The organism is Streptomyces sp. NPDC055078, from assembly GCF_053607985.1.
Map to the genome: position 1 here is coordinate 1 of NZ_JBSGUP010000029.1, position 15308 is coordinate 15308.

The following is a 15308-nucleotide window of genomic DNA, read 5'->3' on the forward strand; positions in this document are numbered from 1 at the left end:
CCCCCAGGGGGTGCCGGGGCCTCGAACGGTGCCGGGCGGTTCCGCACCGGTCCCAGCACCGGGGGCCGGTGCGGATCCAGGGCGTGTGGCGCCCTAGTCGCCCCCGCCGACCAGGCCCTCGATCGCGCCTTCGTTCCCGCCGTTGTTGGCCCCTTCGTTCCCGCCGTTGTTGTTTCCGCCGTTGTTCCCCGCGCCGAGGTCCATCGTCCGCAGGTTCACCCGCTGGTTGGGCGTCGCGGGTGTGTCGGGGGCCGGGTTCTGGCCGATGACCCGGGCGTTGTCGTCGCCGGGGCCGTCGACATTGCCGAGCTGGAGACCGGCCTGCTGGAGCATCACCTTGGCCTCGGCGAGGGTCCTGCCGCTCAGGTTCGGTACCTGGGCCGTCTGCTCAGGGCCCTTGGAGACCTTAAGGGTGATCGTCGCGCCCTTGGACGCCTTGCCCTTGGGGGACTGCTCGGTCACCTGACCCGCGGGCTGGTCCGAGTCGACATCGTTGCGGACGACCACAAAGCCCAGCAGCTCCAGCTGGTTCTTGGCGGCGTCGAACTGCTGCCCCACCACCGGAGGCACATTGGACAGGGACTGCTTGGCCACGGTGATCGTCACCGTCGAGTTCTTCTCGGCCATGCTGGTGCCCTTGGGGTCCTGATCGGTGACCGTGCCGGGCTCGGCCTCGGAGGTCTCGAACTCCTTGACCTCGACCTGGAAGCCCTTGCGCTTCAGCGCCTCCTCGGCGTTCTCCCGGGACTTCTCGGTGACATCCGGAACCTCGATCTGGGGAGCGCCCTCGGAGAGGACATAGCTGACGGTGTCGCCCTGCTCCATCTTGCCGTCGGCCGGCACCTGGCTACAGATGCTGCCCTTGAGCTGGTCACAGCGCTGGGTGCCCGACTGGCTGATCTTGACTCGGGCGTTGTTGGCGAGGGTCTTGGCCTCCTCCACCGTCTTGCCCACGATGGTCGGCACCGGCACCTGGTCGGATGCGGAATCGCCTCCGAAGACCTCCCGGCCGATGAGCACCGCGCCGATCAGCACCAGGACGCCCGCGACCACCAGCAGGATCGTGGAGGTGTTGGACTTCTTCTGGCGGCGCCGGCCCCGGCCGTCGTCATAGCCGCCGAAGTCCCCGCCGTCCGGGTTGACCGGCGGGAGCATCGAGGTCTGGGCGGCCGGGTCGGCCTGGCGCAGGGCGGTGGTGGGCTGGTCGGCCGGCATGCCGTAGCCGACGGCGCCCAGCGCCGCGGTCGCCGCGACCGGCTGGCCGTCGAGGCACGCCTCGATGTCCGCGCGCATCTCGTCGGCCGACTGGTATCGGTAGTCGGGGTCCTTGACCAGCGCCTTAAGGACGATCGCGTCCATCTCGGGCGTGATCTCGGGGTCGAAGTTGCTCGGCGGCTGAGGCTCCTCCCTGACGTGCTGATACGCCACGGCCACCGGGGAGTCGCCCACGAAGGGCGGCCGTACGGTGAGCAGCTCATAGAGCAGACAGCCGGTGGAGTACAGATCGGAGCGGGCGTCGACCTGCTCGCCCTTGGCCTGCTCGGGGGAGAGGTACTGGGCGGTGCCGATGACGGCCGAGGTCTGGGTCATCGTCATCCCGGAGTCGCCCATGGCGCGCGCGATGCCGAAGTCCATCACCTTGACCTGGCCGGAGCGCGTCAGCATGACGTTCGCCGGCTTGATGTCACGGTGGACGATGCCGTTGCGGTGGGAGTACTCCAGAGCCTGGAGGATGCCGGTGGTCATCTCCAGCGTGCGCTCGGGGAGCAGCTTGCGACCGGAGTGCAGCAGCTCTCTGAGCGTGGAGCCGTCGACGTACTCCATCACGATGTACGGGATGGAGACCTGGTCGACATAGTCCTCGCCGGTGTCGTAGACCGCGACGATCGCCGGGTGGTTGAGCGAGGCGGCCGACTGGGCCTCACGGCGGAACCGGGCCTGGAAGGACGGGTCGCGGGCGAGGTCGGCCCGCAGCGTCTTCACAGCGACGGTGCGGCCGAGCCGGGTGTCGTGGGCGAGGTAGACCTCTGCCATGCCACCACGGCCGAGCACCGAGCCCAGCTCGTACCGGCCGCCGAGGCGACGCGGCTCTTCCATAGCGGTGAACCTCTCCCTGAACCGTCCAGTTGTGGCTGCCTGGGATACGGTACCCGTAGCGACGGATGCAACTTGGCCCTGCCCGACAGCCGATATCCGACCGGTATACGAGTCCGGCCCCTGCCGGTGGTGCCGGTCGCCGCGACCGGATGACCGGGGACCAATCGGCGCGCCGTTGTCGCAGCTCAGCCGATCGGTCCGATGGGCGGCAGCGGTATTTCACCGACATTTGCGAAAGCCTTTCCCGCAGCTGAATGCGGGTGCCGCCGCTTCCGTTCCCCGGGTTCCCGGCAGCATATTTCTTGATGCCTGCGCGGATAGGGACCGGACGCGGTGGAAAGATTGGATCGATATCAAGTGGGAACTGTGTCGTAGGTCACTGATATGGGCGGGGAGAGGCTTTCCGGCAGAGCCTGTCACCTTCTGCCCCGCCCTGTCACTTCTTGCTCTTCAGGACCGCTTCCATGACGTCCTGGGCGATCGGGGCGGCCAGCCCGCCACCCGAGATGTCGTCGCGGGCGGTCCCGCCGGCGTCCTCGACGACCACGGCCACGGCGACCGGGGAGCCGTCGTCGGTCTTGGCGTACGAGATGAACCAGGCGTACGGACGCTTGCTGTTCTTCTCACCGTGCTGGGCGGTACCCGTCTTGCCGCCGACCTTGACATTGTTGATCCGGGCCTTGCCGCCGCCGCCGTTCTCGACGACGTTCTCCATCATCTCCTGGACGCGCTGGGCGTTCTCCTGCGAGAGCGGCCGGCTCAGCTCCTCCGGCTCGGTCTTCTCGATCACGTCGAGATTGGGCGCTTCGAGCTGGTCCACCATGTACGGCTTCATCAGCTTGCCGTCATTGGCGATGGCCGCCGCCACCATGGCCATCTGGAGCGGGGTGGTGGCGGTGTCGAACTGGCCGATGGAGGACAGCGAGTTGCCCGGGCGGTCCATCGTCGTGTTGTACCGGGAGGCCGCCGCGCGCACCGGCGTGTAGAGCTTCTCCTCGTTGAAGCCGAACTTCTTGGTCGTCTCCACCATCTTGTCCCGGCCGACATCGTCACCGAGCTTGGCGAAGACGGAGTTGCAGGACACCTCCAGCGCCTTCTTCAGCGTGGCGTCCTCGCACCCGGTGACCTGGTTCTTCATCGCCGTGCGGGTGTTGGGCAGGATATACGGCTCAGGTGTGTCGGTCGGCTTGTTGATGTCATCGACCGCCCCGTGCTCCAGCGCCGCCGCCGCCGTGACCACCTTGAAGGTGGAGCCGGGGGGGTAGACCTCGCGCAGCGCGCGGTTGAGCATCGGCTTGTCTTTGTCCTTGTCCAGCTTGTTCCACTGCTTCGCGTCCGAGTCGGCGTACCCGGCGAAGGAGGACGGGTCGTACGAGGGGGTGGACGCCAGCGCCAGGATCTTGCCGGTCCGCGGGTCGAGGGCCGCGACGGCGCCCTTCTTGCTGCCGAGCCCGTTGAAGGCGGCCTTCTGGGCGGCCCCGTTCAGCGTGGTGACGACATTTCCGCCCTTTTTCTTGTCGCCCGTGAACATCGCCATCGTGCGGTCGAAGAAGAGCTGGTCGGAATTGCCGGTGAGGATGCCGTCCTCAAGGTTCTCGATCTGGTTGGCGCCGAACGCCTGCGACGCGTATCCGGTGACCGGCGCCCACATGGGGCCGTTCTTGTACGTCCTCTTGTAGACGAAGTCGGTGTCGTCGGTCTTGAGGGAGCCGGTGATGGGGTCACCGTCGACGATGATGTTGCCGCGCTCCTCCGCGTACCGCTCGATGAGGACCCGGCGGTTGCGGTCGTGGGTGTTCAGCTCGTCCGCCTCGACGTACTGGAGCCAGTTGGTGCGCACCAGCAGGGCGAGGACCAGCAGTCCGCAGAAGATCGCGATCCGGCGCAGGGGCTTGTTCACGGGCGGACCACCTGGGTCATCTCGGCGTCGGGGGACGGAGCGGGCGCGGGTGCGGGACGGCGCGCGGTGTCGCTGATCCGGATGAGGATCGCGATCAGCGCCCAGTTGGCGATCACCGACGAACCGCCCGCCGCGACGAACGGCATCGTCATACCGGTCAGCGGGATGAGGCCCATCACACCGCCGGCCACCACGAAGACCTGGATGGCGAAGGCGCCGGACAGCCCGATCGCGAGAAGCTTGCCGAACGGGTCACGGGCGGCCAGCGCGGTGCGTACACCGCGCTCCACGATCAGCCCGTAGATCATCAGGAACGCCATCGTCCCGGCGAGGCCGAACTCCTCGCCGACGGTGGACAGGATGAAGTCGGAGTTGGCGGCGAAGCCGATGAGGTCGGAGTTGCCCTGGCCGAGGCCGGTGCCCAGCGTGCCGCCGGCGCCGAAGGACATCAGCGCCTGGCCGATCTGCTGGCTCTGGTCCCAGGTCTCCTGGGCGAAGGGGTTGAGCCAGAAGTCCACCCGCTGCTGCACATGCGGTTCGAAGGTGGCGACACCGACCGCGCCCGCCGCGGACATCAGCAGACCGAAGACGATCCAGCTGGTCCGCTCGGTGGCCACGTACAGCATGATCACGAAGAGGCCGAAGAACAGCAGCGAGGTGCCGAGGTCGGTCTCGAAGACCAGGATCAGGATGGACATCGCCCAGACCACGAGGATCGGGCCGAGGTCGCGTCCACGCGGCAGATACAGGCCCATCACCCTTCTGCTGGCGAGCGCGAGGGCATCGCGTTTCACCATCAGATAGCCCGAGAAGAAGATCGCGATAATGATCTTCGCGAACTCGCCCGGCTGGAGGTTGACCGGGCCGAGGCTGATCCAGATCTTCGCGCCGTTGCGGGCGGGGAAGAACATCGGCAGCATCAGCAGGACCAGCGCCACCGCCATCGAGATATAGGTGTACCGCTGGAGGATGCGGTGGTCCTTGAGGATCAGCAGCACGGCCACGAAGAGCGCGATGCCGATCGCCGAGTACAGCAGCTGCTTGGGAGCGTCCGGGGAGAAGGAGCCGAAGAGGTCCTTGGCGCGGGCGATCATCCGGGGCGACTGGTCGAGGCGCCAGATCAGCACCAGACCGATGCCGTTCAGCAGCACCGCCAGCGGCAGCAGCAGCGGGTCGGCGTACTTGGCGAACTTCCGCACCACCAGGTGCGCCACCCCGGCGAGCAGCCCGAGCCCGAGTCCGTAGCCGAGGACTCCGGCGGGCACCTTGCCGTCGAGGGCGAGCCCCACATTGATGTACGCGAGCACCGGGACGGCGACCGCGAAGGCGAGCATCATCAGCTCGGTGTTGCGGCGGCTCGGTGCGTCGATGGCGCCGATCGTGGTCGTGTTCGTGACAACGCTCATGGTGGAGAGGGCCCCCTACGGCTGTCTACTGCTTTCCGCAGTTCGAGGCCAGCTTCTGCTCCTCCTCCGAGAGGGTGGGGCCCGGAGAGGGAGAGGCTGCGGTCGGCTTCTTGGTCGTGGCGGTCTGACCGGCTGGTACGCCGGTGGTGCCACCGGCCTCGCCCTCCCCGGCCGGCAGGGCGGCGGCACGGTCGGCGGCGTCGCGGCGCTGCTCTTCCTTCTTGCACGCGGACGCCTGGGCGCCCAGTTCACCGACCTTCGCGCGGGCCTTGCCCAGACTGTTCTGGGTGATCGTGGCCTCGACCTGCTTGCGCTGGTAGGGCGGCAGGTACTTGAGTTCGATCTCGGGGTGATCCTTCTCGACCTTCGACAGCGAGACCCACGCCAGATCCTGGCTGATGCCCTGGTACAGCGCCACATGGCCGCCCTTGGTCCCGACGTAGTACTGGGTCTGGGTCCAGCGGTAGCCGCCGTACAGACCGCCGCCGACGACCGCCAGGGCCAGCACGATGAAGAAGGATCTCTTCAGCCATTTATTACGGCCGCCGCGCGGCTTGGTGAAGTCGTCGTCGTCCGCGTACGCGCCGAAGCTGCCCTCGGGCGGCATGCCGCCGTACCCCGCCTCACCGCTGCCGGGCGGGCCGAAGCCGCCGCTCTGCTGCGGCGGCGCGGTGCGCCCGAGGCCGGCCGCGCGGCCCGCCGGGGTCTGCATCGCGCCGTCGTCGTTCAGCTGGAGCTGGTTCTCGGCGACCGCGCCGACGACGACCGGGGTGTCGCTGAGCTGCCCGGCCAGGGTGTCATTGGACTCGGCGTCCAGGACATCGGCGACGATGCAGGTGATGTTGTCGGGGCCACCGCCCCTCAGGGCGAGCTGGATCAGGTCCTGGATGGTCTCCTGCGGGCCCTGATAGCTCGCGAGGGTCTCCTCCATCGTCTGGTGGGAGACGACGCCGGACAGTCCGTCCGAGCAGATCAGATACCGGTCACCGGCGCGGACCTCGCGGATGGAGAGATCGGGTTCGACGTGGTCGCCGCTGCCCAGGGCGCGCATCAGCAGCGACCGCTGCGGATGGGTCGTCGCCTCTTCCTCAGTGATCCGGCCCTCGTCGACGAGCCGCTGCACCCAGGTGTGGTCCTGGGTGATCTGGGTGAGCAGGCCGTCGCGCAGCAGATAGGCCCGGGAGTCGCCGACATGCACCAGACCGAGCCGCTGGCCGGTCCACAGCAGGGCGGTGAGCGTGGTGCCCATGCCTTCGAGCTGGGGATCCTCCTCGACCATCAGCCGCAGCTGCTCGTTGGCGCGCTGCACGGCCGTGCCGAGCGAGGTGAGGATGTCCGAGCCCGGCACATCGTCGTCGAGGGTGACGAGGGTGGAGATGACCTCGGAGGAGGCGACCTCCCCGGCGGCCTGGCCGCCCATCCCGTCGGCGATCGCCAGCAGGCGCGGCCCGGCGTAACCGGAGTCCTCGTTGCCCTCCCGGATCATGCCCTTGTGCGATCCGGCGGCGAAGCGCAGAGACAGACTCATGCGCACCTGCCCTGTCGATTCTGCCTCGGGGTACAGCCGGTCTCGCGCCACACTGCCCACCCTCCGGTCGGGAGCCCGGCCCGGCCCGCTGTCGGGACCTCCGCGGCTCGCTCGCTCCGCTCGCGCGCTGTCATTGTCCTACTACTTCCGCAGCTCGATGACGGTCTTGCCGATGCGGATCGGCGCGCCCAGCGGAACGGGTGTCGGGGTGGTGAGCCGGGTCCGGTCGAGATAGGTGCCGTTGGTGGACCCGAGATCCTCGACGATCCACTGGCCGTCACGGTCCGGGTAGATCCTGGCATGCCTGCTGGACGCGTAGTCGTCGTCCAGCACGATCGTTGAGTCGTGTGCGCGGCCCAGGGTGATGGTCTGCCCCTGGAGCGCCACCGTGGTGCCCGTGAGGGTGCCCTCGGAGACGACCAGCTTGGTGGGCGCGCCACGCCGCTGGCGGCTGCCCGACTGCTGCCGCTGCGGCGGTGGCGCGGCAGGCTGGCGCGCCTGCTGCGGGCGCGGGTCGGCATTGCGGCGGGAACCGCGCTGCGTGACCCGTGTGCCGAACAGATCGCTGCGGATGACCTGGACGGCCACAATCACGAACAGCCACAGAACGGCCAGGAAACCTAGCCGCATGACCGTCAGGGTCAGCTCTGACATTGCCCCCGCTTCACCCTTCGGCTTGCCGGTAAACGATGGTGGTGCTGCCCACGACGATCCGCGAGCCGTCGCGGAGCGTAGCGCGGGTGGTGTGCTGCCCGTCCACCACGATGCCGTTGGTGGACCCGAGATCCTGGATCGTCGAGGGCGTTCCGGTCCGGATCTCACAGTGCCGGCGCGATACGCCGGGGTCGTCGATCCGCACATCGGCGTCGGTGCTGCGTCCCAGCACCAGCGTCGGGCGGGAGATCTGATGGCGGGTGCCGTTGATCTCGATCCAGCGCCTCACCTGGGTGCTCGGCATCGGGCCCGGCCCCCCTGCCGGACCCGAGGCACCCACGGGGCCCGGCCGGCCGCCGGGAGGCGGCGCGGAGGGCATGGGAGGCGCGCTCGCGGGGCCGCTGCCGACCGCGCGCGGCGGATAGCCGTAGCCGCCGCCGGGCGGGGCGGCGGGCCCGCCGGGGGCGGCACCCGCGGGTCCCCGGTCGGGCGTCTGTGACGTACTCGACGCCAGGGTGCGGCTGCGGACCCGGTACAGACCGGTGTCGAGGTCGTCGGCCTTCTCCAGATGGACCTTGATGGGCCCCATGAAGGTGTAGCGCTGCTGCTTGGCGTAGTCGCGGACCAGTCCGGCCAGCTCGTCGCCGAGCTGCCCGGAGTACGGGCTGAGGCGCTCGAAGTCGGGCGCGCTCAGCTCGACGATGAAGTCATTGGGGACGACCGTCCGCTCGCGGTTCCAGATCGTCGCGTTGTTGTCGCACTCGCGCTGGAGGGCGCCCGCGATCTCGACGGGCTGTACCTCGGACTTGAAGACCTTGGCGAAGGTGCCGTTGACCAGACCTTCGAGACGCTGCTCGAAACGCTTCAGGACTCCCATGGGGCACCTCCTCCGTTGCTGCCGTCCTGATACTGCTTACTGATCGTATCCACGCGTCGGGAAATCGGCTGGTTCCCCTTGTCTGCCCCGTCGATGAGTGTCACCTCTCACACGGATCGTAGAGGCGGCCCCATAACAGTGTCCCGCACCCTGGGTGCTCGGCGGAGGAGCGGGGGGCGGGCCGCCTTACCTTCCCTGTTCCCGCGTGCGTTCGGGGCTCACCCGGCACCGGCAAACGGATGTGAACCCACCCGGTGCACCGTGCTAATCTTCTGGTTGTCGCCAGGGGGCGCACCAAACCGGTGGTCAATCCGAACGACAGCACCCAATGCGCGGGTGGCGGAATAGGCAGACGCGCTGGATTCAGGTTCCAGTGCCCGAAAGGGCGTGGGGGTTCAACTCCCCCCTCGCGCACCATGTGAAGACGGGTCCCGGCCGATGACGTAGGTCTCGGCAGGGGCCCGTTTCCCGTTGTCCGCTTGCGTGCGGTCTCGCAGGGATTCGGCCGCGCAGGCGTGCGGTCGCCGCTTGCGTACGGCCGGGCTTGCGTACGGTCGCGCAGGCGTGTGCCCGGTGGGGCCCCGTGGCTCCCGGGGGGCGGGGCCGGCGGGATCGAGGAGAGGGCGTACGACGTTCGTCGTCGCGGCTCGGGACGAAAGTCGGCGTCGGGGGCCGCGACCGCGCGCCTAGGGTGCCGACGTGAACGTCTTCTCGAAGATCTCAGCCGGGTCGCGGGTCTGCTGGACCTGGCTGGCCGCCCCCGGTCCGACGGCGTCCGGGCAGGGCTCTCCGGCGGTGCCGCGGCGTGGCGTCGGCGCCGAGCTGGTGCTGGCGCTGGTCTTGGGGCTGCTGGTCGCCGGGGTCGAGGAACTGCTGGACAGCGGGGGACTCCGGCTCTCCGCGGCGGCGGCCGGTACGGCGGTGCTGTGTCTGCTGCGGCGTCGGCTGCCCGCCCCTGTGCTGATCGTCACGGCCGGGCTGACGGCGGTGGTGGCCTCCTTCGCCCTGCCGCTGCTGGTCGTGGGCTGGTCCGCCGGGCGCAGGGTCGTGGGCGCCGGGCGGGCGCTGGTGGTGTTCGGCATCGGATATGTCGTCTTCGCGGGCGCGACGATCGTGGACAGCTGGTCGCAGAACGCCGTGTGGACCCGGCAGCCGCTGGGCCTGCTGGCGCTCACCCTGATCTATCTGGTGAACGCGATGGTCCCCGGTCTGGCCAGCCGCCACTGGAGCCAGCGGCGGACCCTGCTGCGCGCGGTCCAGGAGCGCAATGCCCAGCTGCTGTGGGAGCACCGGATGGTCGCGGGCCAGGCGCGGCTGCTGGAGCGGCAGCGGATCGCCCAGGACATGCACGACAGCCTCGGCCATCAGCTCGCGCTGATCGCGGTGCACACCGGGGCGCTGGAGGTGGATCCCGAACTGACCGGGCGGCAGCGGGAGGCCGTCGGCGTCCTGCGGAGCGCGTCCGTCTCCGCGATGCACGAACTGCGCGAGGTCGTCGGGATTCTCCGGGACGGGGTCGAGGTGTCGGCCCCGCCCGTGGACGAGTCGGGCCGGGCCGCGCGGGGGGCGGCCGGGATCGACTCGCTGGTGAGCGCGGCGCGGGCCGCGGGCAACACGGTGGAGCTGCGGCGGGCGGGCGAGCCGAGGCCGCTCGCCACGGCGGCCGACCATGCCGCGTACCGGATCGTGCAGGAGGCGCTGACCAACGCCTACAAGCACGCGCCCGGTGCCCCGATCACCGTCGAGCTGCGGTACGAGCCGGACTCCTTCGTCGTCGAGATCGTCAGCGGCGCGGCCACCGCCGCGTCCGGCGAGGTGGTCAGCGGCGGGCACGGGCTGACCGGTCTGCGGGAGCGCGCCCGGCTGGTCGGCGGGATGGTGCACGCCGGCGCCGTCGACGGCGGGGGGTTCCGGGTCGCCGGGGTGCTGCCGTACGGAGCGGTGGAAGCCGCGCCCTTCGTCGCGGGCGACGACGACCTTCCCCGGCAGCCGCCGCGGGCTGTCTACGAGGACGGCGTTCCCGTCATGGACTGGAGCGTTTCGGGGCGGGAGCGGATGGTCAGCGGGCCGGACGCGCACGGTCGCACGGGACGGATCGCCGGTGCCGGCCTGGGCTGCGGGGTCGTCGTGGCGGCCGTTGCCCTGCTGGTGGCGGCGGTCGGGGCCGGCGCCTACTTCCTGGCGCAGGCGATGGACGGCGGCATGATCGACCCGGACCAGTACGAGGATGTCCGGGTCGGTTCGGACGAGGCCGAGGTGCGCGACCGGCTGCCGGGCGGTGGGACGTTCGCCACGGACGGGCTGGACGACGCCGGGCCGGCGAAGCCCCGGGACTCCGAGTGTCTGGTGCTGCTCTCATCGGAGACGGGCGACAGCTTCGACTCCGAGCCCGTTTACCGCTTCTGCTTCCAGGGCGGCAGGCTGATCGAGAAGAAGGCGTACGACGCCAGTGACTACATTGACCGGTAGGCAGCGGTAGCGGTAGGCGGCGCGGTCCCACGGGGCGGCGGGCCATGCGATGAGCCGGCCGGTCGACACGGGGGAGTGCGAGGGTGGATATGACGGGGGCGCCGATTCGGGTCGTCATCGCAGATGACGAGCCGCTGATCCGGGCCGGGATCCGGATGATCCTCACCTCGGACCGGGACATCGAGGTCGTCGCGGAGGCGTCCAACGGCCGCGAGGCCATCGAGCTGGTGCGGGCCCACAGCGCCGATGTGGTCCTGCTCGACATCCAGATGCCGGTGATGGACGGTCTCACCGCCATGGGAGAGCTGCGCCGGGCCGTTCCGGCCACGCGGGTCATCATTCTCACCACCTTCGGTGAACGGGAGAACGTCCTGCGGGCGCTGGAGTCCGGGGGCGCCGGGTTTCTGCTGAAGGACACCGCGCCCGCCGAGCTGATCGGAGCCGTACGCGCGGCGGTCGCGGGAGACGCGTATCTCTCCCCGGGGGCGACCCGGCATGTGGTGGACCAGCTGGCCACCGGGCGGGCGGCGGCCCGTGCCGAGGAGGCACGGGTGCGGGTGGCCAACCTGAGCGCCCGTGAGCGCGATGTGCTGCTGCTGCTCGGCGAGGGGCTCTCCAACGCCGACGCGGGGAAGCGGCTGCATATGAGCGAGGCCACGGTGAAGACCTATGTCAGCCGGATTCTCGCCAAGCTGGGGTGTGACAACCGGGTGCAGGCCGCACTGCTGGCGCGTGACGCGGGGCTCGGCCAGTGAGGTCGGCCGGGTGCGCGGGCCTCGGCGGCTGAGGTCGGCCGGTGCGTGACGCGGGGTTCGGGGGCTGGGGTCCGGCGGTGCGTGACGCGGGGTTCGGGGGCTGGGGTCCGGCGGCGCGTGACGCGGGGTCGGCGGGTGAGGTCCGGCGGGTGCGCGGGGGAGTCGTCGCCGTCGTTGTTTCACGTGCGTTGTTTCACGTGAAACAGCCGGTTGTCCCCAGGGGGAGGCGGCGGTCGGGGAGCGGCTGTACGGTCGGATGCGGTTGATGTTGAAGAGGCAGAAGGGCGGGGGCGGCGCGTCATGGGCAAGGCCGAGACGGTGAAGCCGGGGCAGCGGAGCGGTTCCGGAGCGGGCGCGAACGGGCCCGGCGGGGTCGCGGGGTCGGGGGCAGACGTGTCCCGGGTCGCGGGGTCGGGCGGTGGGCGCATACCGCCCGTCCCCGGTTTCGCGGTCCGCCGGGGCACCGGCGGTACGGCCGCCGCCTCCCGGTCGCCGAAGGAGGAGGGCAAGGCGCTGCGGAGCCAGGTGCCCCGGTCCTCCCACGACTCCCTGGTGCTGTCGGCCGGGCGGCCCGACGCGGTCCAGGCCGTCGAGGAGTCCAGCCAGGGCCGGGTTCCCGGGCTGACTCCGATACGGGTGGGCAGGATGGCCGCTTCGCCGTTCGCCTTTCTGCGCGGTTCGGCCGGTCTGATGGCCCACGATCTGGTGGGCACGCCGGTCACCGGGGTGAGCGCACAGATCTGCGGCGACGCGCACGCGGCCAACTTCGGTCTGTACGGCGACGTCCGTGGGCGCCTGGTCATCGATCTGAACGACTTCGACGAGACCGTCGCCGGCCCCTGGGAGTGGGACGTCAAGCGTCTCGCGGTCTCCCTGGTGCTGGCGGGGCGGGCGGGCGGCGCGGACGAAACCGTCTGCCGTGCCGCCGCCTTCGACGCCATGGGTGCGTACCGGCGCACCATGCGGCTGCTGGCCCGGCTGCCCGCGCTGGACGCGTGGAACGCGATCGCGGACGAGGAACTCGTCTCGCACGCGGACGCGCGCGATTTGGCCGGCACCCTGGAGAAGGTCTCGGCGAAGGCCCGCAACAACACCAGCGCGCGCTTCGCCGCCAAGGCGACGGAGGCGGTGTCCGACGGTGTGGGCGAGACCCGGCGGTTCGTGGACGCCGTCCCGGTGCTGCGGCGGGTGCCCGACGCCGAGGCGGCGATGGTCGCGTCCTCGCTGGCCGAGTATCTGACGACGGTCTCGGAGGACCGTCTCCCGCTGCTCGCCCGCTATGAGATCCACGATGTGGCGTTCCGGGTCGTGGGCACGGGCAGCGTCGGCACCCGCTCCTATGTGGTGCTGCTGCTCGACCACCGGGGGGATGCGCTGGTGCTCCAGGTGAAGGAGGCGCGGGCCTCGGCCCTGCTGCCGTATCTGGCCGCGTCCGGCTTCCCGGCGCCGAAGGCGGAGCACGAGGGGCGCCGAGTGGTGCACGGCCAGAAGCGTATGCAGGTCGTCAGCGACATTCTGCTCGGGTGGACGACGGTGGACGGACGGCCCTTCCAGGTACGGCAGTTCAGAAACCGCAAGGGCAGCGTGGACCCGGCCGCGCTCACCCCCGACCAGCTCGACGACTACGGGCGGATGACCGGCGCTCTGCTGGCCCGCGCCCACGCCCACAGCGCCGACCCCAGGCTGCTCGCCGGATACTGCGGCAAGAGCGAGGAACTGGACGAGGCCGTCTCGGGCTTCGCGGTCCGGTACGCGGACCGTACGGAAGCCGATCACGCCGATCTGCAGACGGCGATCAAGAGCGGGCGGATAGCCGCTGAGCTGGGAGTGTGACATGCGCGTCGGCAGCGCCCTTAGTCTGGGCGGGTGACCCAGGATGCGCCCGGGGGGCCGACGACCCGGAACGACGAAGAGCACGACGACGAGCAGGACGAGCGGACACGGCCGGAAGCCCGGCTGGACAAGGCGGTGCGCGCGGCCGAACAGGCGCTGATCGAGTTCGAGATCGCGCTGGAGACGTTCCGGGTGGAGGTGGAGAACTTCTCCCGGCTGCATCATCAGAGACTGGGCCCGGTGTATGCGCGGCTGGACGAGCTGGACGTGCAGATCGCCGAGGCCAGGGCCGCCCGTAGCGGCGATCCGGAGGATCTGCGCAAGGCGCGGGAGGCGCGGGCGGCCGTGATGCCGATGCCCGGTGTCGAGGAGCTGTTCCACGACTGGATGGACTCCGACGGCATCTCCCCGGAGGCCGCCGCGATGCTGGGCGGGCAGTCGGTGCGGTCGCCGAAGCGGGTGCGGCCGAGCGAGGAGGCCCGCAAGCTCTACCGTGAGCTGGCCCGTAAGGCCCATCCCGATCTCGCGCAGGACGAGGACGAGCGGGCGCGGCGCGAGGAGTTCATCACGCGGGTGAACGCCGCGTACGGCCTCGGCGACTCCGCCGCCCTGCGTGAGCTGGCCGAGGAGTGGGCCGCCGGCCCCGTGCCCGCCGAGCACCGCCTCAGCGAGGCCGAGGAGCTGTACGCCCGGCTGGAGTGGCTCTCCCAGCGCAAGGAACGGCTCAACGCCATCGCCAAGGAGATGGAGGAGAGCGCGATCGGTTCCATGCTCCGGATGGCGCCCGACGACCCGGACCGGCTGCTGGAGGAGATCGCCGAGCAGCTCCTGGCACAGGTCGACGAGCGGGAGAAGGAACTGTCCCAGCTCGTGGAGTAGGTTTTCCGGGGCCGCCGGTACCCGGGGGCGCACCGGCACCGGCGCACCGGCATCCGGGTACCCCGGTACACCAGCGCGCGGGCACTGTGCCGCGTACCTCCGGCGGGCACCCCACCGCGCACAGACGAGAGAAGGCTGATCCATGAATTTCGCCCCGCTGCCCTCGGTCGACGCCGCGGCGGTGCCGTCCGATGGGCTGGTCCTCGATGTCCGGGAGCCCGATGAGTGGGCCGCCGGGCATGTCGAGGGCGCGCTGCATGTCCCGATGAGCGACTTCGTGTCCCGGTTCGGCGAGGTGACCGAGGCCGTCGCGGACGGTCGCCGGGCGTATGTGATGTGCCGGGTGGGCGGCCGTTCGGCGCAGGTCACCCAGTATCTGGTGCAGCAGGGCATCGACGCGGTGAACATCGACGGCGGCATGCTCGCCTGGGACGGCGCGGGCCGCCCGATGGTCACCGACAGCGGCAACCCGGCGGTCGTGCTCTGAACCGGGCCCGGTCCGGGAGAGGGGACCCGGTCCCCTGCGGGCACTGAGGGGCGGTCCTCGCGGTCTCTGCGGCCCCCGCGGTCTCCCGGGGGCCGGCGGCTTCGGGCGCGATCGCCGCGTGGACCGGTATCCGGCGAACGGGCGGGCGAACGGCGTCGGCATCGGCTCTACGCGGCCGTGGCCCGGGAGCGGGAGGGGGCGCCCCGCTGGGCCCGGGAGCGGTTTCCCCGGGGCGGGCGAGCGGCCTGCCGCGATCGGGTGGTCGAACTCCTCGGCCACCGCGCCCGCCGTCAGCGCCGGGCTCGGCACCGCATCGGGCGCGACCCCGAGAACACCGCCCGCGCCGCCTCGACAGCCGCCTGCCGCTCCTCGGTGAAGGTGAAGTCCACTGCTCTGTCCTCTCCCAGGCGCCGCTGGTGCCTC

Annotated in this window: 11 protein-coding genes, 1 tRNA gene and 1 pseudogene; 6 read left to right on the plus strand and 7 right to left on the minus strand. The window is 70.5% G+C overall.

Going from position 1 to position 15308, the window contains the following annotated elements; translation table 11 throughout:
- Window positions 1-93: 93 nt before the first annotated feature.
- The 6 genes from pknB to ACWF94_RS04690 all read right to left on the minus strand — a co-directional run bounded on the left by pknB (window position 94) and on the right by ACWF94_RS04690 (window position 8462).
- The gene (gene pknB, locus ACWF94_RS04665; RefSeq protein WP_453484655.1) at window positions 94-2097 is read right to left on the minus strand and encodes a Stk1 family PASTA domain-containing Ser/Thr kinase; all 2004 of its coding nucleotides are present in this window, start codon (window positions 2095-2097) and stop codon (window positions 94-96) included.
- Between the two features lie 436 nt (window positions 2098-2533).
- Window positions 2534-3997 (minus strand): peptidoglycan D,D-transpeptidase FtsI family protein, encoded by a 1464-nt coding sequence (locus tag ACWF94_RS04670; RefSeq protein WP_453484657.1) that lies wholly within the window; start codon window positions 3995-3997, stop codon window positions 2534-2536.
- Window positions 3994-5403, minus strand: a complete 1410-nt coding sequence (locus ACWF94_RS04675) for an FtsW/RodA/SpoVE family cell cycle protein (RefSeq protein WP_453484659.1) — start codon at window positions 5401-5403, stop codon at window positions 3994-3996. The genes ACWF94_RS04670 and ACWF94_RS04675 overlap by 4 nt, the downstream gene beginning before the upstream one ends.
- Before the next feature lie 25 nt (window positions 5404-5428).
- Window positions 5429-6931, minus strand: a complete 1503-nt coding sequence (locus ACWF94_RS04680; protein ID WP_453484661.1) for a PP2C family protein-serine/threonine phosphatase — start codon at window positions 6929-6931, stop codon at window positions 5429-5431.
- Window positions 6932-7072: 141 nt separating this feature from the next.
- Window positions 7073-7585 (minus strand): FHA domain-containing protein FhaB/FipA, encoded by a 513-nt coding sequence (locus ACWF94_RS04685; protein ID WP_453484663.1) that lies wholly within the window; start codon window positions 7583-7585, stop codon window positions 7073-7075.
- Between the two features lie 10 nt (window positions 7586-7595).
- Window positions 7596-8462: an FhaA domain-containing protein gene (locus tag ACWF94_RS04690; RefSeq protein WP_453484665.1), complete on the minus strand. Its 867-nt coding sequence runs from the start codon at window positions 8460-8462 to the stop codon at window positions 7596-7598.
- Window positions 8463-8792: 330 nt separating this feature from the next.
- Here ACWF94_RS04690 and ACWF94_RS04695 point away from each other — a divergent pair.
- The 6 genes from ACWF94_RS04695 to ACWF94_RS04720 all read left to right on the plus strand — a co-directional run bounded on the left by ACWF94_RS04695 (window position 8793) and on the right by ACWF94_RS04720 (window position 14885).
- Window positions 8793-8879, plus strand: a tRNA-Leu gene (locus ACWF94_RS04695).
- 282 nt (window positions 8880-9161) lie between these two features.
- Window positions 9162-10931 (plus strand): sensor histidine kinase, encoded by a 1770-nt coding sequence (locus ACWF94_RS04700; protein ID WP_453484667.1) that lies wholly within the window; start codon window positions 9162-9164, stop codon window positions 10929-10931.
- Between the two features lie 89 nt (window positions 10932-11020).
- A complete protein-coding gene (locus ACWF94_RS04705) occupies window positions 11021-11686 on the plus strand; it encodes a response regulator transcription factor (RefSeq protein WP_453484669.1) in 666 nt (221 codons plus the stop codon).
- 300 nt (window positions 11687-11986) lie between these two features.
- Window positions 11987-13519, plus strand: a complete 1533-nt coding sequence (locus ACWF94_RS04710) for a DUF2252 domain-containing protein (RefSeq protein ID WP_453484671.1) — start codon at window positions 11987-11989, stop codon at window positions 13517-13519.
- Between the two features lie 33 nt (window positions 13520-13552).
- Window positions 13553-14398, plus strand: coding sequence for a J domain-containing protein (locus ACWF94_RS04715; RefSeq protein WP_453484672.1), 846 nt, complete (start codon window positions 13553-13555; stop codon window positions 14396-14398).
- 142 nt (window positions 14399-14540) lie between these two features.
- Window positions 14541-14885 (plus strand): rhodanese-like domain-containing protein, encoded by a 345-nt coding sequence (locus ACWF94_RS04720; RefSeq protein WP_453484674.1) that lies wholly within the window; start codon window positions 14541-14543, stop codon window positions 14883-14885.
- Window positions 14886-15131: 246 nt separating this feature from the next.
- Here the strand turns inward: ACWF94_RS04720 and ACWF94_RS04725 are convergent.
- Window positions 15132-15274 (minus strand): annotated as a pseudogene (locus tag ACWF94_RS04725) (acyl-CoA dehydrogenase family protein); the annotation flags it as partial.
- Window positions 15275-15308: the final 34 nt, after the last annotated feature.

What these genes read in the sequence shown, in the direction of transcription:
- pknB (WP_453484655.1), bottom strand. Translation starts at nt 2,097, where the DNA reads ATGGAAGAGCCGCGTCGCCTCGGCGGCCGGTACGAGCTGGGCTCGGTG.
- ACWF94_RS04675 (WP_453484659.1), bottom strand. Translation starts at nt 5,403, where the DNA reads ATGAGCGTTGTCACGAACACGACCACGATCGGCGCCATCGACGCACCG.
- ACWF94_RS04680 (WP_453484661.1), bottom strand. Translation starts at nt 6,931, where the DNA reads ATGAGTCTGTCTCTGCGCTTCGCCGCCGGATCGCACAAGGGCATGATC.
- ACWF94_RS04685 (WP_453484663.1), bottom strand. Translation starts at nt 7,585, where the DNA reads ATGTCAGAGCTGACCCTGACGGTCATGCGGCTAGGTTTCCTGGCCGTT.
- ACWF94_RS04690 (WP_453484665.1), bottom strand. Translation starts at nt 8,462, where the DNA reads ATGGGAGTCCTGAAGCGTTTCGAGCAGCGTCTCGAAGGTCTGGTCAAC.
- ACWF94_RS04705 (WP_453484669.1), top strand. Translation starts at nt 11,021, where the DNA reads ATGACGGGGGCGCCGATTCGGGTCGTCATCGCAGATGACGAGCCGCTG.
- ACWF94_RS04710 (WP_453484671.1), top strand. Translation starts at nt 11,987, where the DNA reads ATGGGCAAGGCCGAGACGGTGAAGCCGGGGCAGCGGAGCGGTTCCGGA.
- ACWF94_RS04720 (WP_453484674.1), top strand. Translation starts at nt 14,541, where the DNA reads ATGAATTTCGCCCCGCTGCCCTCGGTCGACGCCGCGGCGGTGCCGTCC.